This is a genomic window from Citrobacter sp. Igbk 17 (genome assembly GCF_028069775.1).
Classification (GTDB): domain Bacteria; phylum Pseudomonadota; class Gammaproteobacteria; order Enterobacterales; family Enterobacteriaceae; genus Citrobacter.
On sequence record NZ_JANEWI010000011.1, the window covers coordinates 97404 to 118870 of the forward strand.

At 49.9% G+C, this 21467-nt stretch carries 20 protein-coding genes, 2 rRNA genes and 1 pseudogene; 8 read left to right on the forward strand and 15 right to left on the reverse strand.

Going from position 1 to position 21467, the window contains the following annotated elements:
• Window positions 1-13: 13 nt before the first annotated feature.
• The 4 genes from NNO08_RS09200 to typA form a co-directional block, all read right to left on the reverse strand.
• Window positions 14-1279 carry an MFS transporter gene (locus NNO08_RS09200; RefSeq protein ID WP_271449548.1) on the reverse strand — a complete coding sequence of 422 codons (1266 nt, stop codon included), beginning with the start codon at window positions 1277-1279 and terminating at the stop codon, window positions 14-16.
• Between the two features lie 101 nt (window positions 1280-1380).
• Window positions 1381-2361 carry a sugar phosphate isomerase/epimerase family protein gene (locus tag NNO08_RS09205; protein WP_271449547.1) on the reverse strand — a complete coding sequence of 327 codons (981 nt, stop codon included), beginning with the start codon at window positions 2359-2361 and terminating at the stop codon, window positions 1381-1383.
• A gap of 8 nt (window positions 2362-2369) precedes the next feature.
• Window positions 2370-3080 (reverse strand): GntR family transcriptional regulator, encoded by a 711-nt coding sequence (locus NNO08_RS09210; protein ID WP_271449546.1) that lies wholly within the window; start codon window positions 3078-3080, stop codon window positions 2370-2372.
• Window positions 3081-3307: 227 nt separating this feature from the next.
• Window positions 3308-5131 carry a ribosome-dependent GTPase TypA gene (gene typA / locus NNO08_RS09215; RefSeq protein ID WP_003028641.1) on the reverse strand — a complete coding sequence of 608 codons (1824 nt, stop codon included), beginning with the start codon at window positions 5129-5131 and terminating at the stop codon, window positions 3308-3310.
• A 379-nt stretch (window positions 5132-5510) separates the two neighbouring features.
• Between typA and glnA the strand changes: the two genes are divergently transcribed.
• The 4 genes from glnA (at window position 5511) to NNO08_RS09235 (ending at window position 9897) form a co-directional block, all read left to right on the forward strand.
• A complete protein-coding gene (glnA, locus tag NNO08_RS09220) occupies window positions 5511-6920 on the forward strand; it encodes a glutamate--ammonia ligase (protein WP_137381412.1) in 1410 nt (469 codons plus the stop codon).
• A gap of 283 nt (window positions 6921-7203) precedes the next feature.
• On the forward strand, window positions 7204-8253 hold the full coding sequence (glnL, locus tag NNO08_RS09225; RefSeq protein ID WP_271441454.1) for a nitrogen regulation protein NR(II): 1050 nt from the start codon (window positions 7204-7206) through the stop codon (window positions 8251-8253).
• An 11-nt stretch (window positions 8254-8264) separates the two neighbouring features.
• Complete coding sequence (gene glnG, locus NNO08_RS09230; protein ID WP_271449545.1) at window positions 8265-9674, forward strand: nitrogen regulation protein NR(I); 1410 nt, start codon at window positions 8265-8267, stop codon at window positions 9672-9674.
• Between the two features lie 112 nt (window positions 9675-9786).
• Window positions 9787-9897: a YshB family small membrane protein gene (locus NNO08_RS09235; protein WP_086523820.1), complete on the forward strand. Its 111-nt coding sequence runs from the start codon at window positions 9787-9789 to the stop codon at window positions 9895-9897.
• An 89-nt stretch (window positions 9898-9986) separates the two neighbouring features.
• On the opposite strand, the gene hemN is transcribed toward NNO08_RS09235, so the two are convergent.
• The 3 genes and pseudogenes from hemN to NNO08_RS09250 form a co-directional block, all read right to left on the reverse strand.
• Complete coding sequence (gene hemN / locus NNO08_RS09240; protein ID WP_271441452.1) at window positions 9987-11360, reverse strand: oxygen-independent coproporphyrinogen III oxidase; 1374 nt, start codon at window positions 11358-11360, stop codon at window positions 9987-9989.
• A gap of 188 nt (window positions 11361-11548) precedes the next feature.
• On the reverse strand, window positions 11549-12058 hold the full coding sequence (gene yihI / locus NNO08_RS09245) for a Der GTPase-activating protein YihI (RefSeq protein WP_271441489.1): 510 nt from the start codon (window positions 12056-12058) through the stop codon (window positions 11549-11551).
• Between the two features lie 113 nt (window positions 12059-12171).
• Window positions 12172-12369: pseudogene (locus tag NNO08_RS09250) on the reverse strand (hypothetical protein).
• A gap of 254 nt (window positions 12370-12623) precedes the next feature.
• On the opposite strand from NNO08_RS09250, the gene yihA reads away from it, so the two are divergent.
• On the forward strand, window positions 12624-13256 hold the full coding sequence (yihA, locus tag NNO08_RS09255) for a ribosome biogenesis GTP-binding protein YihA/YsxC (protein ID WP_271456604.1): 633 nt from the start codon (window positions 12624-12626) through the stop codon (window positions 13254-13256).
• 120 nt (window positions 13257-13376) lie between these two features.
• On the opposite strand, the gene NNO08_RS23185 is transcribed toward yihA, so the two are convergent.
• From NNO08_RS23185 to NNO08_RS09265, 3 genes are all read right to left on the reverse strand, one after another.
• Window positions 13377-13424 carry a spot 42 RNA, inhibition of DNA synthesis gene (locus NNO08_RS23185; RefSeq protein ID WP_071892919.1) on the reverse strand — a complete coding sequence of 16 codons (48 nt, stop codon included), beginning with the start codon at window positions 13422-13424 and terminating at the stop codon, window positions 13377-13379.
• Window positions 13425-13590: 166 nt separating this feature from the next.
• Window positions 13591-16377: a DNA polymerase I gene (gene polA, locus NNO08_RS09260; protein ID WP_271456605.1), complete on the reverse strand. Its 2787-nt coding sequence runs from the start codon at window positions 16375-16377 to the stop codon at window positions 13591-13593.
• A 306-nt stretch (window positions 16378-16683) separates the two neighbouring features.
• Window positions 16684-16929, reverse strand: coding sequence for a hypothetical protein (locus NNO08_RS09265; protein ID WP_271456607.1), 246 nt, complete (start codon window positions 16927-16929; stop codon window positions 16684-16686).
• Between NNO08_RS09265 and NNO08_RS09270 the strand changes: the two genes are divergently transcribed.
• Window positions 16823-17677, forward strand: coding sequence for an acyltransferase (locus NNO08_RS09270; RefSeq protein WP_271456606.1), 855 nt, complete (start codon window positions 16823-16825; stop codon window positions 17675-17677). The genes NNO08_RS09265 and NNO08_RS09270 overlap by 107 nt on opposite strands.
• A gap of 13 nt (window positions 17678-17690) precedes the next feature.
• Here the strand turns inward: NNO08_RS09270 and dsbA are convergent, their stop codons facing one another.
• The 3 genes from dsbA to NNO08_RS09285 form a co-directional block, all read right to left on the reverse strand.
• Complete coding sequence (gene dsbA / locus NNO08_RS09275; protein ID WP_137381405.1) at window positions 17691-18314, reverse strand: thiol:disulfide interchange protein DsbA; 624 nt, start codon at window positions 18312-18314, stop codon at window positions 17691-17693.
• Window positions 18315-18330: 16 nt separating this feature from the next.
• A complete protein-coding gene (locus NNO08_RS09280) occupies window positions 18331-19317 on the reverse strand; it encodes a serine/threonine protein kinase (protein WP_271455809.1) in 987 nt (328 codons plus the stop codon).
• A gap of 76 nt (window positions 19318-19393) precedes the next feature.
• A complete protein-coding gene (locus tag NNO08_RS09285) occupies window positions 19394-19663 on the reverse strand; it encodes a YihD family protein (RefSeq protein WP_003028616.1) in 270 nt (89 codons plus the stop codon).
• A gap of 69 nt (window positions 19664-19732) precedes the next feature.
• Between NNO08_RS09285 and mobA the strand changes: the two genes are divergently transcribed.
• Both mobA and mobB read left to right on the forward strand, forming a co-directional pair.
• On the forward strand, window positions 19733-20317 hold the full coding sequence (gene mobA, locus NNO08_RS09290; RefSeq protein WP_271442768.1) for a molybdenum cofactor guanylyltransferase MobA: 585 nt from the start codon (window positions 19733-19735) through the stop codon (window positions 20315-20317).
• Window positions 20314-20817, forward strand: coding sequence for a molybdopterin-guanine dinucleotide biosynthesis protein MobB (gene mobB / locus NNO08_RS09295; protein ID WP_271442767.1), 504 nt, complete (start codon window positions 20314-20316; stop codon window positions 20815-20817). Before mobA ends, mobB begins: the two co-directional genes overlap by 4 nt.
• A gap of 334 nt (window positions 20818-21151) precedes the next feature.
• Here the strand turns inward: mobB and rrf are convergent.
• Window positions 21152-21267: ribosomal RNA gene (rrf, locus tag NNO08_RS09300) — 5S ribosomal RNA — on the reverse strand.
• Window positions 21268-21365: 98 nt separating this feature from the next.
• Window positions 21366-21467, reverse strand: a 23S ribosomal RNA gene (locus tag NNO08_RS09305); the annotation flags it as partial.

Here is a 21467-nt window from a genome sequence, read left to right on the forward strand (position 1 = left end):
ACACTCCACCGCATTAGGCCTCTGCGGCTTCCAGCATTTTCTTGCGCTGGCTAATCCGCTTAACCAGCATCACGGAGACAATCGCGCCGCAGAAGGCGAAACACGCCATAATGCCAAACACGATTTTATAGCCGATAAGACCCGGGTTTAAATCCAGAATATATCCGTACAGGCTGAAACAGAACATCGCGGGGGCGTATCCGATAAAGCTGCCCAAAGCCATTGCAGCACCCGTTTGGTTCTCAGCAATTTTAGCTTCACCAATCGGGGCAAAGAAAACGGCACGCTGTGTAAATACGATGGCCCCAAAGCCCAGCGTACACATCATACCTAAATAAACCGGCATGCTTTCATGTGGCAGAACCATCAGCAGAACCAGAGCCACCGTACTGATCATGAACGTATAGCATAAGTATTTACTGGGGGACTTCAGGATTTTATCCGAGATCATCCCACCAATCGGGCCACCAACCATTTTCAGGCAATACTGGTTAATGATCCCGTAAGCACCCACCAGCGCGACCGGCAGCATGTAGATGTTTTTCAGGAACGGAATGAAGAACGTTAATCCGCAATACACGGCATAGACAAAGAAGACGTTGAAGGCGATTAACCAAATAGTCTTATCCTTCAATACCGATGTCATGCTGGGATTTTTCGGCGCCTCTTCGGCAGTCTGCACTTTTGCCGCAGGCGCTTCTTCTTTATCGTTCAACACAAAGAAGATGATGACCCCCACCATAATCACGATGGCAGAGTAGAACCAGATACCCGCTTTGAATCCCAGTAGCCCACTACCAAACCAGGTGAAGACAGCCAGCGCGGAAAACGCAACAACCGTATCAACAATACCGCGTCCCGTCTCAAAGAAACCAAACAACCGCCCTTGCTGTTCGCTATTGCCCAGCCGGCTGACTGATTTTAGTAGCACGGGCCAGTTCATCATGTCACAGGTCACGCCAAACAGTGCCCAGACGAAGAGGATCCCCCAATAGCCAGGCATCGTGGTCAGATAGACCCCCAACAACCCCGTCGCAATCAGAGATAACGACATCGTGTATTTACGTGGCAGTTTATCGGCAAAATAAATAGATAAGAAAAAACCCACGGTTGTCACAAATGAGTTCACGGACATCGCATTACCAATCTGCCCATTGGTCAAATGGAAATATTCCTGCATCGGAATATAGAACGCATCCTTCAGTGAAGGCAATTTATAAATTGTACCACCGCACAGCGTTAACAGACTAAAAAGCGCCCATTTCTTTTTTGTGAGCATAGCATCCCCTAAATGATTATATAAATCATTTGTTTTGAATAATAAAAAGCCGTCCATTCACCAGGAATGGATAAAGAATCCTAAAAGTAAATTACAACTTATTATTTGGTTAGAATAACATGTGCCTCATTTTTAATTTGCTGCAGAACACTGCGTACAAATTTTAATTGCTGAATAGCATCATGTTTTTCTTTAATCAGACGGTCTTCGAGAAGTTCAGGTTCCGGCAGCGGCGTTTCACTCATCTGACGCCACGGGATCCACGGATTATCCCCCTCATTCTCAAAACGAAATGCTGGCGCATAATAATCAACTTCTTCTTCCAGGCCATATGCCGTTACTTGCGGTTTATCATCACCCAGGCAGATCAGTTTTGTCAGCAGTTCCTTAAACGGCATATCCCCCTGGCCGGAGGTACAGGCTTTGTGGCCTAATCCTTCCTTCTCATTTACGATTAGTGCGTCTTTAATATGCACCTGAGTAATATGCGGCGACATTGTATCTAACGCCGTTAATGGCTGCTCGTTAGCGTTGATCATGTTAGCAAAATCAAAGAGTAGCGAGAGAGACGTCATGTCACTGTTCTGAACTAACGATACCAGTTCATGGCTCTTCAAATCTTCATGTTGTTCTAAGGTGAAAGTCAGACCGCTATCCTGATAGTGCTCACGTAGGTAGTGGATATCCTGCGTAATCATCGCGAGAACATCCTGGAGATTGCCTTCATAGCGCGGATAAAATCTTACTGACGAGGCCCCCGTTTTTAATGCAATAGATACAGCCTGGTCTATGGATTTCTTATCTGAAGCGCTGGTTTCGATATGTATATCCAGTTGCAGCTTACGCGCTTTATCGCCAAACGCGGACAGCTCATTGTTATTCATATTTTCAAGAGAATAACGTTCACCATCAAGAACATGGATTTTCACGCCATGTAGATTATTTTCATTCGCAATATCTAATAAATCACTCGGTAATATACGTTCAAGCCGCATATTCAAATGATAAGCGTAAGCGTGCAGATAAAGTGGGAGATTATCTACACGCGCCAGAATTTTATGTGCATTATCTTTAGTGACCATAAACATACCTACAAGTTAATGAAGAGATCAACTGCTTCAAAGCGCCAATACTCGATATCTATTTGCACGATGTTGCCATCGTTATCAGCCCGATGCTTTTCAATAAGAATGGCTGGCATTCCGGTAGAACCACCAATGAACTTACTGATATCACCCACCATTCTGACGGGACGGAAAGCCAGTTTTTTAATTACAGTTTCTTTTTTATATTCATTTTCCCACACTGAAGAAAACGACTGACTTTCAAGCTGCTCAATAAATCCTGGCGCAACTTTCGGGTTGATGTAGGTTTCGTGATAAAAAACCTTATGTCCCTCCAGTGCTCCCCAGCCGGTAATCCTATACAGCTCATCAGACGGCATAGCAGACACCAGGGGGGCAACAACTTCTGGGTATTGAGACACCCGACTTTTTTCGATAAACCCCCAGGACGGCTCTCTGCCCTGCTCAATTGCGGCACGCTGGAAGCTGGCTGAAAGTTCCGGGCTGTAGTTAAAGCGGGCCTGGGTGACGAACCATCCCTTGCGATCTTTACGAAAGATTCTGGATTCAGATTCCAGGTTTAATAACGCCTGACGTAAGGTCATCCGTTTGATGCCCAGCAGCTCTCCCAACTCTCTTTCTGAAGGCAATTTGCCACCAGGCGTAGTGAGCCCTTCTTTTAACCAACGGTCTAACTTCTCTTTCGCATTCTCAACGGTCGACTGATTATTCGTCATTGTTTAATCCATTTGGTTTAAACCAGATGGTTAATCATACGCTGACGTCGAAAACGAAAGCAAACCCCCTCCGCGAGCTTTAGAAATAATTGTGACAAAGCTCTCTTATGACGGGGGTCATACAGAAAATGAGAGCACATGCGTGGAGTTTGCCCAGAAATCAGGAATGACAAGCAAAAAAAAACCCCACCTCATAAGGCGGGGTCTTGTCACGAGAAGAGCGTTAATTACTCTTCTTTCGCGCCACGCATTGCACGGCGACGATCGTTTTCAGTCAGGTGACGTTTACGAATACGGATAGAAGTTGGTGTTACTTCTACCAGTTCGTCGTCATCGATGAATTCCAGAGCCTGCTCCAGAGTCATCTTAACCGGCGGAACCAGAACCGTTGCTTCGTCAGTACCGGACGCACGCATGTTGGTCAGTTTCTTACCGGTCAGGCAGTTTACAGTCAGGTCGTTAGAACGACTGTGAATACCGATGATCTGGCCTTCGTAAACTTCAGCACCGTGACCCAGGAACAGCTTACCGCGGTCCTGCAGGCTGAACAGTGCGAACGCAACTGCTTTACCCTGGCCGTTGGAAATCAGTACGCCGTTCTGACGCTGACCCACATCACCCGCACGAACGTCGTCGTAGTGGCTGAAAGTGGAGTACAGCAGACCGGTACCGGAAGTCATGGTCATGAATTCTGAACGGAAGCCGATCAGACCACGGCTTGGGATCACGTAGTCAAGACGTACGCGGCCTTTGCCATCTGGATTCATGTTTTTCAGGTCGCCTTTACGCTCACCCAGAGCCTGCATCACAGACCCCTGATGCTGTTCTTCGACGTCCAGCGTTACGTTCTCGAACGGCTCTTGTTTACGGCCATCGATTTCGCGGAAGATTACTTTCGGACGGGAAACCGCCATTTCGAAACCTTCACGACGCATGTTTTCGATCAGAACTGACAGGTGCAGCTCACCACGACCGGATACACGGAACGCATCCGCATCTTCGGTTTCTTCAACGCGCAGCGCAACGTTGTGCACCAGCTCTTTGTTCAGGCGGTCAAGGATCTGACGAGAGGTAACATATTTACCTTCTTTACCACAGAACGGAGAGGTGTTTACGCAGAAGAACATGGTTACGGTCGGTTCATCAACGGACAGAGCCGGCAGCGCTTCGACGTTCTGCGGGTCGCAGATGGTGTCGGAGATGTTCAGTTCGCCCAGACCAGTGATCGCGATGATATCGCCTGCTTCGGCAATATCACTCTCGATACGTTCCAGACCCAGGTGGGTCAGAACTTTACCGACTTTACCGTTGCGGGTTTTGCCTTCGCTATCAATGATAGTGATCTGCTGATTCGGTTTAACTTTACCGCGTTTGATGCGACCGATGCCGATTACGCCAACGTAGTTGTTGTAGTCCAGCTGAGAGATTTGCATCTGCAGCGGGCCATCAAGGTCTACGTTCGGAGCTGGTACGCGATCAACGATGGTCTGATACAGCGGAGTCATGTCTTCAGCCATGTCTTCGTGATCCAGACCAGCGATACCGTTCAGCGCGGAAGCGTAAACGATCGGGAAGTCCAGCTGCTCATCGGTAGCGTCGAGGTTAACGAACAGGTCAAATACCTGGTCAACAACCCAGTCAGGGCGCGCGCCAGGACGGTCAACTTTGTTGATAACAACAATTGGCTTCAGGCCATGGGCAAAGGCTTTTTTGGTCACGAAGCGCGTCTGCGGCATCGGACCATCCATTGCATCCACCACCAGCAGCACAGAGTCGACCATGGACATTACACGTTCAACTTCACCACCGAAGTCGGCGTGCCCCGGGGTATCAACGATGTTGATACGGTAGTCATTCCATTTGATAGCGGTGTTTTTAGCGAGGATGGTAATCCCACGCTCTTTCTCCAAATCGTTGGAGTCCATCACGCGCTCTTGGGTTTCAGCACGTGCATCGAACGTACCGGATTGTTGGAGCAGCTTGTCTACCAGGGTCGTTTTACCATGGTCTACGTGCGCGATGATGGCGATGTTACGCAAATTTTCGATCACAACTTTGCCTCAGGCATTTTAGAAATAGCGCGTTATTGTACACGGATTAATCGCAGTACAAAACAGGATCACAAACATCCTCCGCAAACAAGTATTGCAGAGTTTCTTTGTGATCACATTCACGGAGCGTTAAAAGGGGTAATCTGAGGTGCTTTGCACCAATATGGTGCTTAATGTTCACATTGAAGCACTATAATGGTGCAACACAACCTTCATGGTGCAGCCCCTTTGCACGATGGTGCGCATGATAACGCCTTTTAGGGGCAATTTAAAAGTTGGCACAGATTTCGCTTTATATTTTTTACGGCGACACGGCCAATTTTTGCAGAATTGAAGACTTCGTTACCACGACGACAATGACCAATCCGGGAGAGTAAGTATGTCCGCTGAACACGTTTTGACGATGCTGAACGAACACGAAGTGAAGTTTGTTGATTTGCGCTTCACAGATACTAAAGGTAAAGAACAGCACGTCACTATTCCTGCTCACCAGGTAAATGCCGAATTCTTTGAAGAAGGCAAAATGTTTGACGGCTCCTCAATCGGTGGCTGGAAAGGCATTAACGAATCAGACATGGTTCTGATGCCAGATGCTTCTACTGCACTCATCGACCCGTTCTTTGAAGAGTCTACCCTGATCATCCGTTGCGATATCCTGGAACCAGGTACGCTGCAGGGTTACGACCGCGACCCGCGCTCCATTGCGAAACGCGCTGAAGAATACCTGCGCGCTACCGGCATCGCAGACACCGTTCTGTTCGGGCCAGAGCCAGAGTTCTTCCTGTTTGACGACATCCGTTTCGGCGCGTCTATTTCCGGTTCCCACGTCGCTATCGATGATATCGAAGGCGCATGGAACTCCTCCACCAAATACGAAGGTGGCAACAAAGGTCACCGTCCTGGCGTCAAAGGCGGTTACTTCCCGGTTCCTCCGGTAGATTCTTCTCAGGACATCCGTTCTACCATGTGTCTGATCATGGAAGAGATGGGTCTGGTTGTTGAAGCGCACCACCACGAAGTCGCGACCGCTGGTCAGAACGAAATCGCAACCCGCTTTAACACCATGACTAAAAAAGCGGACGAAATTCAGATCTACAAATATGTCGTTCACAACGTTGCGCACCGTTTCGGTAAAACTGCGACCTTTATGCCAAAACCTATGTTTGGCGATAACGGTTCCGGCATGCACTGCCACATGTCCCTGTCCAAGAACGGCGTAAACCTGTTCTCTGGTGACAAATATGCAGGTCTGTCTGAGCAGGCGCTGTACTACATCGGCGGCGTTATCAAGCACGCTAAAGCGATCAACGCCCTGGCGAACCCGACCACCAACTCTTACAAGCGTCTGGTCCCGGGTTACGAAGCACCGGTCATGCTGGCTTACTCTGCCCGTAACCGTTCTGCATCCATTCGTATTCCGGTAGTTGCTTCTCCGAAAGCGCGTCGTATCGAAGTGCGCTTCCCGGACCCGGCAGCTAACCCGTACCTGTGCTTCGCTGCACTGCTGATGGCTGGCCTGGACGGTATTAAGAACAAGATCCACCCAGGCGAAGCCATGGACAAAAACCTGTACGACCTGCCGCCGGAAGAAGCGAAAGAGATCCCACAGGTTGCAGGCTCTCTGGAAGAAGCACTGAAAGAACTGGATCTGGACCGCGAGTTCCTGACCGCAGGCGGCGTGTTCACCAATGAAGCGATCGATGCGTACATTGCGCTGCGTCGCGAAGAAGATGACCGGGTGCGCATGACTCCGCACCCGGTAGAGTTTGAGCTGTACTATAGCGTTTAATCGTTTGAAGTTGCCGTGGAACTTTTAGCCTGCTCAGGCAGGCTTGAGATCGATGGCGAATGATAGGACGCCTGATGGCGCAAACTTATCAGGTCCGGAGGGTAGCATTACCTTGTAGGCCGGATAAGGCAAAGCCGCCATCCGGCATCTATGTTTGCCAGTCATCTGTAGCCCATCCCAGGATGGGCTTTTTTCTCCACTAACAACCTGCTTTTTCGCGCTTTTTTGATGTAAAAAGCTATAATGCACTAAATTGGTGCAACACTTTTCAGGAGACTGCTGAATGGCAACCGGCACGCTGCCCGATGCTGGGCAGATCCTCAATTCGTTAATCAACAGCATTTTACTCGTCGACGATGAGCTGGCGGTGCATTACGCCAACCCGGCGGCGCAACAGCTGCTCGCGCAAAGTTCCCGCAAACTGTTTGGCACACCGCTTCCCGATCTGTTGAGTTATTTCTCCTTAAACATCGGACTGATGCGAGAGAGCCTGCAAGCGGGTCAGGGCTTCACGGATAACGAAGTGACGCTGGTGATAGACAGCCACTCACATATCCTCTCTGTGACCGCGCAGAGGCTGCCTGATGGCCTTATCCTGCTGGAGATGGCGCCAATGGATAACCAGCGTCGTCTGAGCCAGGAACAACTCCAGCATGCCCAGCAAATCGCCGCGCGCGATCTGGTGCGTGGTCTGGCACACGAAATTAAAAATCCGTTGGGCGGCCTGCGCGGAGCGGCTCAGCTTCTTAGCAAGGCGCTTCCGGACCCAGCGCTGACGGAATATACCAAAGTCATTATTGAGCAGGCTGACCGCCTGCGTAATCTGGTTGATCGCCTGTTGGGGCCGCAACAGCCAGGTATGCATATCACGGAAAGCATTCATAAAGTGGCAGAGCGCGTGGTGGCGCTGGTGTCGATGGAGCTTCCCGAAAACGTCACGCTGATTCGTGATTACGACCCTAGCCTGCCAGAACTGCTGCACGATCCGGATCAGATAGAACAAGTTCTGCTGAATATCGTGCGTAATGCGCTACAGGCGCTGGGACCGGAAGGCGGAGAAATTATTCTGCGCACCCGCACCGCGTTTCAGCTCACGCTGCACGGTATGCGTTACCGTCTGGCGGCACGTATTGATGTTGAGGACAACGGTCCGGGCATTCCCTCGCATTTGCAGGATACGCTGTTCTACCCAATGGTCAGCGGCCGCGAAGGCGGTACCGGACTTGGATTATCCATCGCCCGTAATTTGATCGATCAACATTCCGGCAAAATTGAATTTACCAGTTGGCCGGGTCATACCGAATTCTCGGTTTACCTGCCTATCAGGAAATAAAGGTGACGTTTATGCAACGAGGAATAGTCTGGGTCGTTGATGACGATAGTTCCATCCGTTGGGTGCTTGAACGTGCGCTCGCAGGGGCAGGACTAAGCTGCACCACATTTGAAAGTGGTAAAGAGGTGCTGGATGCGCTGGCCAGCAAAACACCGGATGTGCTGTTGTCGGATATCCGCATGCCGGGTATGGACGGTCTGACGCTGTTAAAACAGATTAAGCAGCGTCACCCGATGCTTCCGGTCATCATAATGACTGCCCATTCCGATCTGGATGCCGCCGTCAGCGCTTACCAGCAAGGGGCGTTCGACTATCTGCCCAAACCTTTTGATATTGACGAAGCGGTAGCACTGGTCGAGCGCGCCATCAGCCATTATCAGGAACAGCAGCAGCCGCGTAATATTCAGATCAACGGCCCGACCACCGATATCATCGGCGAAGCGCCCGCGATGCAGGATGTATTCCGCATCATTGGCCGCCTCTCCCGCTCGTCAATCAGCGTGCTGATAAACGGAGAGTCCGGGACGGGTAAAGAGCTGGTCGCCCACGCCCTGCACCGCCACAGCCCGCGCGTCAAAGCACCGTTTATCGCGCTTAACATGGCAGCCATTCCGAAAGATTTGATTGAGTCTGAGCTATTTGGCCACGAAAAAGGGGCGTTTACCGGGGCGAATACCATTCGTCAGGGGCGTTTCGAACAGGCTGATGGCGGCACCCTCTTCCTTGATGAAATTGGCGATATGCCGCTGGACGTGCAGACACGCTTGTTGCGCGTATTAGCCGATGGACAGTTTTACCGCGTTGGCGGATACGCGCCCGTAAAGGTAGATGTTCGGATTATCGCGGCCACCCACCAGAACCTGGAACTGCGCGTGCAGGAAGGCAAATTCCGTGAGGATTTGTTCCACCGTCTGAACGTAATTCGCGTCCATTTGCCCCCGCTGCGTGAGCGTCGGGAAGATATCCCCCGTCTGGCACGTCATTTCCTGCAGGAAGCCGCCCGCGAGTTGGGTGTGGAAGCCAAGCAACTCCACCCTGAAACCGAAGCGGCACTTACACGTCTGGCCTGGCCAGGTAACGTTCGTCAGCTTGAAAACACCTGTCGCTGGCTGACCGTAATGGCTGCCGGGCAGGAAGTGCTGATTCAGGACTTACCGGCCGAACTGTTTGAAGCCAGCGTGCCCGATGCGCCTTCGCATATGCAGCCAGACAGCTGGGCAACCCTGTTGGCACAGTGGGCAGACCGGGCATTGCGTTCCGGTCATCAAAACTTGCTGTCAGAGGCTCAACCGGAGATGGAGCGGACGCTGTTGACCACTGCGCTGCGTCATACCCAGGGACACAAACAGGAAGCGGCACGTTTGCTCGGCTGGGGGCGTAATACCTTGACGCGCAAGTTAAAAGAACTCGGAATGGAGTGACGAAAAGTCACTGTGTAAAGATTGATAATTGAGCGCAAATTGCTGCTATTTTGCGCTTTACTGTTCCGATGAGTTAAGTATGATCGTGCCCGGCAAACGGGGGGAAGTCATCATGTTGGAATCAATCATTAATCTGCTATCGAGCGGCTCAGTCGACAGCCACACGCCACAAACCGCGGTTGCCGCAGTACTGTGCGCTGCGCTGGTTGGGCTGTTTAGCTGAAGGCGCGCCGGATGGCGCTAACGCTTATCCGGCCTACAGGTTATCGCAACGTGTAGGCCCGGTAAGCAAAGCGCCACCGGACAACGTCATTAAATCACCCGAGAGAACTGCTGCATCCGCGCTTTCTGGCGTAGATAAGCATCAAAGCACATGCAAATATTACGGATCAACAGGCGACCCTTCGGCGTAACCTGAATTCCCTTCTCATCCACATCCACCAGCCCATCTTTCGCCAGTGGTGCCAACAGCTTCAGATCTTCAGCAAAATAATCCGCAAAGTTCAAATCCCATTGCTGTTCCACAGCAGCATAGTCGAGGCGGAAGTTGCAGATCAGCAGCTTAATAACATCCCGACGAATGCAGTCATCGCGGGTCAGCGCAATACCGCGCCACAGTGCATTCCCTTGTTCATCAACCTGCTGATAATAGTGTTTCAGCTCTTTTTGGTTCTGTGCGTAGTTGTCGCCAATCATACTGATGGCGGATACGCCCATACCCAGCAAGTCGGTATCGCCCTGGGTGGTATAGCCCTGGAAATTCCGATGCAGAACACCTTCGCGCTGGGCAATGGCCAGTTCGTCGTCCGGGCGAGCGAAGTGATCCATTCCAATGAACTGATAGCCGGTTTCGGTTAGTGAAGAGATGGTTTCCTGCAGGATATCCAACTTTTGCTGTGCGCTGGGCAGGTCAGCATCTTTGATCTTGCGCTGGGCTGCGAAAAGCGTTGGCAGATGCGCATAGTTAAAGACGCTCAGACGATCTGGATTCAACTCCGCCACCCGCTTCAGGGTGAAAGCAAAGCTTTCCGGCGTCTGTTTTGGCAGGCCGTAAATAAGGTCGATATTCGTCGAGGTGAAACCGATCTCACGCGCATGGTTAAGTAGCGCAAAGATAAATTCCTCGTCCTGCTCACGGTTCACCAGGCGCTGAACTTCTTTGTTGAAGTCCTGCACCCCCATGCTCAGGCGATTAAACCCTTCAGCACGTAAATGATCGAGAACATCCAGCTCGATTTCACGCGGATCCACTTCGATCGAAATTTCGGCATCCGCGTTAAACTGAAAGTTAGCCCGCAGTAGCGTCATTAAGCGGCTGATTTGCGCTTTATTTAAGTAAGTTGGTGTACCGCCACCCCAGTGTAGCTGGCTGACATGCCGTCCAGAAAACAACGGTGCGCGGTGAATAATTTCTTGTTCCAGGGCATCGAGGTATTGATCGGCTTTATGCTGCTGACGGGTCACAATCTTATTGCAGCCACAGAAGTAACACAGTTTATGGCAGAACGGGATGTGAACGTATAACGAAAGTGGGCGCTCAGGGTAACGCGCCACGGCGTGCAAAAACGCTTCTGCACCGTAGTCTTCAGAGAACTCCAGCGCGGTCGGGTACGAGGTATATCGTGGCCCGGAATAGTTATATTTCTGGATCAGGGCCAGGTCCCAGTCTATTAGCTGTTCAGACATGCTCACTCCTTCCGATGGCGTCTCTGGCGGGTACGGCGTACCGGCTTAACCCCAGTGCGGGTGATAAGCCGGTTGCGCAGCCACTTCTGTCGCCGCGACAACCGCTGTAGTTTAACGAATAACCACACCAGATAACATATAACCGGAAGGGTTATAAGCAGGACGGGAAGACCCACGGTGTAAAACCGTTAGTTGCCGCCTTTCAGCAGGCGCATCATATCTTCCTGCTTTTCTTCCTCATCCTCTTCTTCGTCATCCTCGTAAGAGAGACCCAGCTTTTGCATCAGCTCGTCGATGCGATCCAGTTTGGCATCTACCCAGGCCTGATCTTCTGCGCTCAGGGTTTCTCCGGTTTCAAGACGTTCCAGCAGCGCATCCAGGCGCTCATCCGTTTCCAGTAAATCCAACTCAGCCTGTGGTGAAAGCATAGGTTTCTCACTTTTCGGTTTGTGCTGTTTGGTGACTTTTTCGGTCACACCCAATGGAATGGGGGTTTTACTGCCAATACGAGGATCTTTTTGTTTGTTTTGGTTTCCGCCACCTGATGCGCCATCACTACCGGACGCACGGCTACCCGCCGCATGACCACGGTGTTTTTTCTGGCGCTTACGGTCGCGAGCTTCCTGGTTAATTTCTTCGCGTGTTTTACGACGCGCTTTTGCAGGACCTTTACCGCGTGGTGTAGAAGTTGGTTTCATCATGATTCGTCTTTGGCTGTTTTTATTCAGTATATATTTGCGCCGGAATCTAGCAGAAATAAAGAAAAAAGGCGACAGAGTAATCTGTCGCCTTTTTTCCTGACTCTCAACCCTCAGCGGGCTCTACAATCCCTGTCGGCTATCAACACACCCTGTTTTTCCCTTAGCCTGCAACATTCCGTGTTGTTTCCATTTCCTTTTACTAACGTCTCCGGACGTTTGTCTTCCTGACAATCCTGTGTCTTCGCCTCCTGGCGCTCCTGACCCTCATCCTGAGTCGTTTATCCTGTCAGCTTCCTCGCTATGGACACTACTTTACCTTTTTAACGTAAACGCACAAGTAAGCCAGGTAACAGTTTCCATTAATCAGAATTCCAATAAGATATAATCATATGATTTATATATATTATATTGTTTCCCGCTCTGCCATCTCGCATAGATACTATCGGCAATGTCTCACAAAGCACGAGGTTTTTACTTACACTGACCACGCGTCGAAAAACCAGTCTTTTGCTGGTGTTCAGGTATAATCGCTGCAAAGCCTTGATTGATGGAGACGACCACGTTGACTAACTTGAATTATCAACAGACGCATTTTGTGATGAGTGCGCCTGATATTCGCCATTTACCTTCCGATACGGGAATCGAAGTGGCTTTTGCTGGCCGTTCCAACGCAGGCAAATCCAGTGCACTAAATACCCTGACCAATCAAAAGAGTCTGGCGCGTACCTCTAAAACACCAGGCCGTACTCAGCTCATCAACTTGTTTGAAGTTGTGGACGGTAAACGCCTGGTCGACCTGCCAGGTTATGGTTATGCCGAAGTCCCGGAAGAAATGAAGCGTAAATGGCAGCGCGCACTGGCTGAATACCTGGAAAAACGCCAGAGCCTGCAGGGTCTGGTGGTATTAATGGATATTCGCCACCCGCTAAAAGATCTCGACCAGCAGATGATCCTGTGGGCTGTTGAGAGCAACGTTCAGGTTCTGGTTCTACTGACTAAAGCAGATAAGCTGGCCAGTGGTGCCCGGAAAGCACAGCTGAACATGGTGCGTGAAGCGGTGCTGGCGTTTAATGGCGATGTACAGGTTGAAGCATTTTCATCACTGAAGAAGCTGGGCGTGGACAAACTGCGTCAGAAGTTGGATAGCTGGTTTAGTGAGCTGGCACCGGTTGAAGAGATGCAGGGCGGGGAATAATCCACGGATATGCCGGATGGCGCCGCTGCGCGTCTTATCCGGCCTACGAGCATGTGCAAAACTTTTCTTTCGCAAAATAAAAAACGCCCCAGTCATTACTGACTGGGGCGGCTAAAATATTCAGCCAAATCCGATTACGTGAAGTAAAAGGTCTGAAAGATAGAACATCTTACCTCTGTACCCTACGTGAATAACTTTACTCTTTTTTGAGCAGCTCAGAAAGCACTTTTTGTAATTTTTTTTCATTCCCGCCATAGGGATTTCTAATGGACATCACAAAAAGTTCTATCTTATGTTGCTTAGTTACGAAAAAAGCGCGTTATTCAGTAAACCCTTAGTGCGCCTGATCCCAGTTCTCACCACTACCGACTTCCACCAGCAAGGGCACATCAATTTGCGTCTCGTTTTCCATCAGCTGATGGATCTTTTTCGACACGTTTTCCAGATCATCTTTGTGCACTTCAAACACCAGTTCATCGTGTACCTGCATGATCATGCGCACGCGCGGCTGTTCTGTTTGCAGCCACCCATCCACGGCAATCATGGCCCGCTTAATAATATCTGCGGCAGTACCCTGCATCGGAGCGTTAATTGCAGCACGTTCCGCACCGGCACGGCGCGCGCCATTACTGGATTTAATATCCGGTAAATAGAGGCGGCGCCCTTCCAGCGTTTCAACGTAACCTTGCTCTTTTGCCTGTGCACGCGTCCGTTCCATATATTCCAGCACGCCAGGGTAGCGCTCGAAGTAGAGATCCATGTACTTCTGTGCTTCTTTACGCGGGATATTCAACTGACGAGCAAGACCGAAAGCACTCATGCCATAGATCAGACCAAAGTTAATGGCTTTTGCGCTACGACGCTGTTCGCTGGTCACTGAATCGAGCGGTAAACCAAAAACTTCTGCCGCCGTTGCACGGTGAATATCTTTTCCTTCGGCAAACGCAGTAAGCAGGCCTTTATCGCGCGAGAGATGCGCCATAATACGCAGCTCGATCTGCGAGTAGTCCGCAGAGACAATCACGTAGTCTTCTGGCGCGATAAATGCCTGACGAATACGACGACCTTCATCGTTACGTACCGGGATATTTTGCAGGTTAGGATCGGTTGAAGACAAACGTCCGGTCGCTGTAACAGCCTGGTGATATGAGGTATGCACACGTCCGGTTTTTGGGTTGATCATCAACGGAAGCTTATCCGTGTAGGTCGACTTCAGTTTTGCTAACCCACGATATTCCAGGATAACTTTTGGCAACGGATAATCCAGCGCTAACTCTTCCAGCACCTCTTCCGACGTTGACGGCGCACCACCCGGTGTTTTCTTCAGCGGCTTGATACCCTGCTTTTCAAACAGAATCGTTTGCAGTTGCTTGGTTGAAGAGAGGTTAAACGCTTCTCCAGCAATCTCGTGCGCTTTTTGCTCAAGCGCATTCAAACGCAACGTCAGCTCTTCTGAGTGTTTGTGCAATACAGCAGGATCGATTTTCACACCGTTGCGCTCAACGCGGGACAGAACCGGGACCAACGGCATATCGATATTTTCGAAGACGTTTAACGGCCCTTTGTGCTTCTGCAGTTCAGGCCACATCTTCAGGTGCAACTGAAGCGTAACATCGGCATCCTCTGCGGCATAACGCCCGGCTTCTTCCAGTGCTATCTGGTTAAAGGTCAGCTGGTTTTTACCTTTCCCGGCAATCTCTTCAAAGGTGATCGTTTTATGTTTCAGCCAGCGATCTGACAGGCTGTCCATATCGTGTCGGCCTGCGACGCTGTTAAGAATGTAGGATTCGAGCATGGTATCAAAGACGATGCCGCGCAGTTCAATCCCGTAATTTGCCAGGATACCGCGATCGAACTTCAGGTTTTGCCCAACTTTATGCGCCTTCTCATCTTCCAACAGTGGCTTCAGTAACGCCAGCGCACGGTCACGAGAAATCTGATCGGGCGCATCCAGGTAATCATGGGCGACAGGCACATACGCAGCCACACCTGGCTCAATGGCAAACGAGAGGCCAACCAGATTCGCGGTGATGTTATCCAGACTGTCAGTTTCTGTATCAAAGGCGAATACGGGAGCCTTCTTCAGCTTTGCAATCCACGCTTCCAGCGTTTCTTCATCCAGAATCGTCACATAGTTATCGTACGAGAGAACCGTGGCAGGTTCCTCAGGCGTTTCATCGACGACGATGGTTTCCTGCGGTTTAGCTGCCGGTTTTGTCCCTTTCGCCTGTAGCCATTTACCGGCTTCAACGTCAGTAACCCAACGCTTGAATTCATACTGTTTAAACAGGCCCAGCAGTTCTTCTGCTGCTGGTTGGCACACTTCCAGCTGCTCGCAGGTTAATTCCAGCTCAACATCCGTTTTGATGGTAGCCAGCTTATACGAGAGATACGCCACTTCTTTATTCTGCTCGAGTTTGCCTGCCATGGTTTTGGCACCACGGAAGGTTAGCCCTGCTATTTTGTCTGATTCCGCATAGAGGGTATCCAGCCCACCCAAGCCCTGAAGCAGCGCCTGAGCCGTTTTTTCACCCACGCCAGGTACGCCTGGAATGTTATCGGAGGAGTCACCCATCAGCGCCAGGAAATCAATGATCAGTTCAGGCGGAACACCGTACTTATTCACGACCTCATCCGGACCAAGGATCGTATTAGTCATAGTGTTGATGAGGGTGATGTTCGGCGTCACCAGTTGAGCCATATCTTTATCGCCGGTGCTAATCAGCACCGGACGCCCCACCTTCTCTGCCTCACGTGCCAGCGTACCGATGACATCGTCCGCTTCCACGCCTGAAACAGCCAACAATGGCAACCCCATCGCTTTTACCATCGCATGTAGAGGCTCAATCTGCGCACGTAAATCGTCCGGCATTGGCGGGCGATGCGACTTGTAGTGTTCGAATAATTCATCACGGAAGGTTTTACCCTTAGCGTCGAATACCACCGCAGCATGTGTAGGCTGATATTGCAGAATCAGGCTACGCAGCATGTTGAGAACACCGTACATCGCACCGGTAGGCTCTCCTGCGCTGTTAGTCAGCGGCGGAAACGCGTGGTATGCGCGATACAGGTAAGATGAACCGTCTACAAGGATAAGTGGGTTTTCTGGGATCTGAACCATAATGTCCGTGCCTGTTTATCAGATTATGGGTAAAGGATGCCACAGACGGGATGAAAACATGAGTTTTTCGCCGCATTTGTCGAAAAACTTTTGCAGATCTTCTGCGTTGCTCGCAAAGCGCGCTGTGGATAACTTTGTGAATAAATAATTTTCAGCCCTTTAACTCCAGCAATACAATTTATGAATCATAATAATTTATTATATTTTTCATTATCTTATGTTGATAAGTGGAACTTTATGCCATTTTTTCAGCTTATATCTGGATGTGGATAGATATTACCTTTTTTTCTATTCAGCGAAGATCCATCATTTGGCTCGTTTTCTGATAAAATCAGCCCCTTGCGCCTCATTTAGCGCACTATCTATGGCTAACCTTTTGAATAATTTAATTATGACGAGAATACTCGCTGCGATAACGCTGTTGCTGAGTATCGTATTGACCATATTGGTCACGATTTTTTGTTCTGTGCCAATCATCCTTGCAGGGGTTGTAAAGCTCCTTTTGCCCATTCCTGTCGTCTGGCGCAAGGTTTCTGTCTTCTGTAATTTCATGATGTATTGCTGGTGTGAAGGTCTGGCTCTACTGCTGCACCTTAATCCACGATTAAAGTGGGATATCGAAGGACTGGAAGGTCTTAGCAAGAAAAACTGGTACCTGCTCATTTGTAATCATTACAGTTGGGCCGACATCGTTGTACTTTGTGTTCTGTTCCGTAAACACATCCCGATGAATAAATACTTCCTCAAGCAGCAGTTGGCCTGGGTCCCTTTTATTGGTCTGGCATGTTGGGCTTTGGATATGCCGTTTATGAAACGCTATTCGCGTGGCTATCTGCTTCGTCATCCGGAACAACGCGGTAAAGATGTGGAAACAACGCGCCGTTCCTGTGAGAAATTTCGCGTACATCCGACAACAATTGTGAATTTTGTCGAAGGCTCACGTTTTACGGACGAGAAGCGTCAGCAAACCCGTTCCCCGTACAGCAATCTGCTCCCGCCCAAGGCGGCAGGCATTGCAATGGCGCTAAACGTTCTGGGATCACAGTTCGATAAATTGCTGAACGTTACGCTGTGCTATCCAGAAAATAGCCGTCATCCTTTCTACGATATGCTCAGCGGCAAGCTGACACGCATTGTCGTGCGAGTGAATCTCGAGCCAATTAGCGAAGAATTGCATGGTGATTACGTTAACGATAAGGCATTTAAACGTCGGTTCCAGCAGTGGCTGAACATGCTCTGGAGCGAGAAAGATACACAATTAAATGCGATTAAAGCCTCAAATAAAAAAGCCGGTCTGTGACCGGCTTTTTCTTTTACTTCTGACCAACCAGGAATTTCACGGTATCAGCATACTGCTGTACAAAGATATCCATGCTGCTGGTATCCATACCCTGCGGGTTCACCTGATATTTGCCATTAACAAACATCGCCGGCACGCCCTGCAGCTGCAAATCAGCTGCCGCTTTTTCCTGCTGGGCAACAAGTGATTTCACCACGAAGCTATTCCATGCCGCATCATAGTCTTCACCTTTAATACCTGCGTCGACGAAGACTTTACGGATATCAGCGACAGACTGAACAGTCTGCGTTTTCTGCACCCCTTCAAACAACGGCACAGTCACCTGATCTTCAACGCCCAGTGCCATAGCAACAGCCCATGCCTGCGTCAGATCTTTACCTAGAGGCCCCAAAAACTCGACGTGATACTTAGTCATTTTGGTGCCTTCTGGCAATTTTTTCTTCACGTTATCAGATACGTGAAGGACTTCTTCAAACTGGTAGCAATGCGGGCAGTAGAAGGAGAAAAACTCCAACACCTGCGGTTCACCCGCAACAGGCTTTTCCAGTGTGATGTACTGCTTACCATCCTGGAACTGCGCTGCCGATGCGCTAAAAGCTAAAACCATACCAGCCAGCGCCAGCCATATTTTTTTCATGTTCAAGTTTCTCCGATTAATACATTGGCGTTAATTGTAAGGGGGGCTCTTGCAGAATTTTTGCCTGCTCAATAAAGGTCGCGGTCTGACGCTGCCAGTAATCTTCCCCGGTTAACCAAGGGAAATTTTTGGGGAAAGCTGGATCAGCCCAACGTCGAATCAGCCAGGCAAGATAATAAACTAAACGCATTGCACGTAAAGGTTCTATCAGTCCGATTTCAGCGGTGTCAAATTCACTAAACTCTTCATAAGCTTCAATAATAGTTTCAAGCTGCATACGTTGCTCTGCTTTATCACCATTAAGAAGCATCCATAAATCCTGTATTGCAGGACCATTACGGGCATCATCCAAATCAACAAACATCGGGCCATCACGCCACAAAATATTACCTGCATGGCAATCACCGTGCAGACGTAGCGACGCAAAACGCGTATGCCAGCGTTCGGTGACCACGGTAATCAGTGCGTCCGTTGCCTTCAGGAAGGCCGCCTTTTGTCCTGACGGAATGAGCGGTGCATGCTCAAAAAGCTTACGTGGCTCAGTCAGGTACTCTTCAAGGCCTATAGTGGGGCGAAAGGTAAAAGGTTGTTTGCACCCGGTCTGGTGAAGACGACCCAGGTAGCGACCCACGGCCTCCATCTGATCGATGTTGTCGGCTTCAAACTGACGACCACCTACGCTTTGGAAGATTGCATAGTGAAAACCCTGATGGCTCAACAGCGTTTGACCATTCAGAACCAGAGGTGCAGCGACCGGGACGTCATCACTAACCAGTTCCAGGGCAAATTGATGCTCTTCCTGAATCTGATCGACAGACCAACGCTCAGGGCGATAGAACTTCACGACAAAACGTCGGCGATCTTCATCCTGGAATTGATAAACACGATTCTCATAGCTGTTTAGCGGGGTAAGACCAGAATCCACGCGGATGCCCTGTTCAAACAAGGCATCCATGATGGTATCAGGGTGTAGCGTCTGGAAAGTAAAAGCGTTGTCGTTCATCCCATCATCCAGAAATTACTACGAATGATTCAGGATATCATTTCACAGCGCTTTCGGTGGAGGCGCTTACAAGGTTTTACTCTTTAATTACGCCACGTGCGCGTAGAAGTGCTGTTTTAAAATCTTCTTCATAATCTTTTTGAATGCCTGGGATCACGGCATCTTTCGCTGAGTCACGCATTTTCAGGTGATAGATCAGAATGTCATCAGTTAAATCCGCCAGTTCTCCGTCAAAACCTGACTCTTGCGCCAGTTTCTGTAAAAATTGCATCAGGTTAAGATCGGGTTCTTTCTGCCAGGCCGGCTGGAGGAGTTCAATAACTTCATTCAGACGTTTACATTTCATGGTTGTGCTCCTTACGCTCAATATAGATACGTTAGCAGGGTCAATCCCACATTAAAAGAGGCGATATCAGTGATTCTGGATAGTGCAATAACAGGGGTTGTCCTGGCCGGCGGGAAAGCCAGACGAATGGGTGGAGCAGATAAAGGTTTGCTTGAGCTGGATGGAAAACCCCTTTGGCGATATGTGGCCGACACCCTCGCTTTGCAGGTCGAGACTGTTGTGGTTAACGCTAATCGCCACCAGGATATTTATCAGCAAAGCGGCCTGAAAGTCATCCCCGATGCCCTGGCTGATTATCCTGGTCCATTGGCCGGTATGCTGTCGGTTTTTTTACAGGCAGAAGGGAACTGGTTTCTGTTTTGCCCTTGTGATATGCCCTATATCCCCCACGATCTGGTCGCTCGTTTAAAAGAACAACGCAAATCAGCCCCCGTAGTCTGGGTGCATGATGGTGAAAGAGATCACCCGACAATTGCACTGATGAACAGATCAATGCAGCCCCTGCTACAGGATTACCTGCAGTCTGGAGAACGACGCGTGATGGTCTTTATGCGCCAGGCTGGGGGACATCCCGTTGACTTTAGCGATCATAAAGATGCATTCGTGAATGTGAATACACCCGAAGAACTCGCCAGATGGCAGGATAAATCATGATCCCATTACTCGCCATTGCAGCCTGGAGCGGTACGGGGAAAACCACGCTGCTCAAAAAGCTTATCCCGGAACTGTGCGCCAGAGGTATTCGTCCCGGATTGATTAAGCATACACACCACGATATGGATGTCGATAAGCCTGGCAAGGATAGCTATGAGCTACGTAAAGCCGGGGCAGCACAAACGCTGGTTGCCAGCCAACAGCGTTGGGCGTTAATGGTTGAAACACCTGAAGAGCCCGAACTGGACCTGGCATATCTGGTCAGCCGGATGGATGTATCGACATTAGATATGGTACTTGTTGAAGGCTTTAAGCATGAACCTGTCGCGAAGATTCTGCTTTTTCGTGAAGGCTGCGGGCATCGTGCAGAAGAGTTAGTTATAGACGAGCATGTTGTCGCAGTTGCTAGTGATGTGCCGCTGGCGGTGGATATTCCATTGTTAGATATCAACGACATACAGCAACTTACTGAGTTTGTTACGCAATGGGTAAGACAGTAACTGTGGTATTGCCTGCTTGCCTGATGCGCTGCGCTGTGCTTATCAGGCCTACAACATACATTCAGCTGCAGGCCGGATAAGGCGGGACGCCGCATCCTGCGGTTTTCACTCCCCACAGACGCAAAAAAGCCCGTCCGGCAGGATGGGCTTCTTCACTTATTTGATGCCTGGCAGTTTATGGCGGGCGTCCTGCCCGCCACCCTCCGGGCCGTTGCTGCGCAACGTTCAAATCCGCTCCCGGCGGATTTGTCCTACTCAGGAGAGCGCTCACCGACAGACTGCAGATAAAACAAAAGGCCCAGTCTTTCGACTGAGCCTTTCGCTTTTATTTGATGCCTGGCAGTTCCCTACTCTCGCATGGGGAGACCCCACACTACCATCGGCGCTACGGCGTTTCACTTCTGAGTTCGGCATGGGGTCAGGTGGGACCACCGCGCTACAGCCGCCAGGCAAATTCTGTTTATCAGACCGCTTTTTTGCGTTCTGATGTAATCTGTAATCAAGCTGAATCTTGTGTCTGTCTTTCGCCAAAACATCTTCGGCGTTGTAAGGTTAAGCCTCACGGTTCATTAGTATCGGTTAGCTCAATGTATCGCTACACTTACACACCCGACCTATCAACGTCGTCGTCTTCAACGTTCCTTCAGGAG

Coding starts and splice junctions, on each gene's coding strand:
- NNO08_RS09200 (WP_271449548.1), bottom strand. CDS start 1,279: ATGCTCACAAAAAAGAAATGGGCGCTTTTTAGTCTGTTAACGCTGTGC.
- NNO08_RS09205 (WP_271449547.1), bottom strand. CDS start 2,361: ATGGTCACTAAAGATAATGCACATAAAATTCTGGCGCGTGTAGATAAT.
- NNO08_RS09210 (WP_271449546.1), bottom strand. CDS start 3,080: ATGACGAATAATCAGTCGACCGTTGAGAATGCGAAAGAGAAGTTAGAC.
- glnA (WP_137381412.1), top strand. CDS start 5,511: ATGTCCGCTGAACACGTTTTGACGATGCTGAACGAACACGAAGTGAAG.
- glnL (WP_271441454.1), top strand. CDS start 7,204: ATGGCAACCGGCACGCTGCCCGATGCTGGGCAGATCCTCAATTCGTTA.
- glnG (WP_271449545.1), top strand. CDS start 8,265: ATGCAACGAGGAATAGTCTGGGTCGTTGATGACGATAGTTCCATCCGT.
- NNO08_RS09235 (WP_086523820.1), top strand. CDS start 9,787: ATGTTGGAATCAATCATTAATCTGCTATCGAGCGGCTCAGTCGACAGC.
- hemN (WP_271441452.1), bottom strand. CDS start 11,360: ATGTCTGAACAGCTAATAGACTGGGACCTGGCCCTGATCCAGAAATAT.
- yihI (WP_271441489.1), bottom strand. CDS start 12,058: ATGAAACCAACTTCTACACCACGCGGTAAAGGTCCTGCAAAAGCGCGT.
- polA (WP_271456605.1), bottom strand. CDS start 16,377: ATGGTTCAGATCCCAGAAAACCCACTTATCCTTGTAGACGGTTCATCT.
- NNO08_RS09265 (WP_271456607.1), bottom strand. CDS start 16,929: ATGAAATTACAGAAGACAGAAACCTTGCGCCAGACGACAGGAATGGGC.
- dsbA (WP_137381405.1), bottom strand. CDS start 18,314: ATGAAAAAAATATGGCTGGCGCTGGCTGGTATGGTTTTAGCTTTTAGC.
- NNO08_RS09280 (WP_271455809.1), bottom strand. CDS start 19,317: ATGAACGACAACGCTTTTACTTTCCAGACGCTACACCCTGATACCATC.
- NNO08_RS09285 (WP_003028616.1), bottom strand. CDS start 19,663: ATGAAATGTAAACGTCTGAATGAAGTTATTGAACTCCTCCAGCCGGCC.
- mobB (WP_271442767.1), top strand. CDS start 20,314: ATGATCCCATTACTCGCCATTGCAGCCTGGAGCGGTACGGGGAAAACC.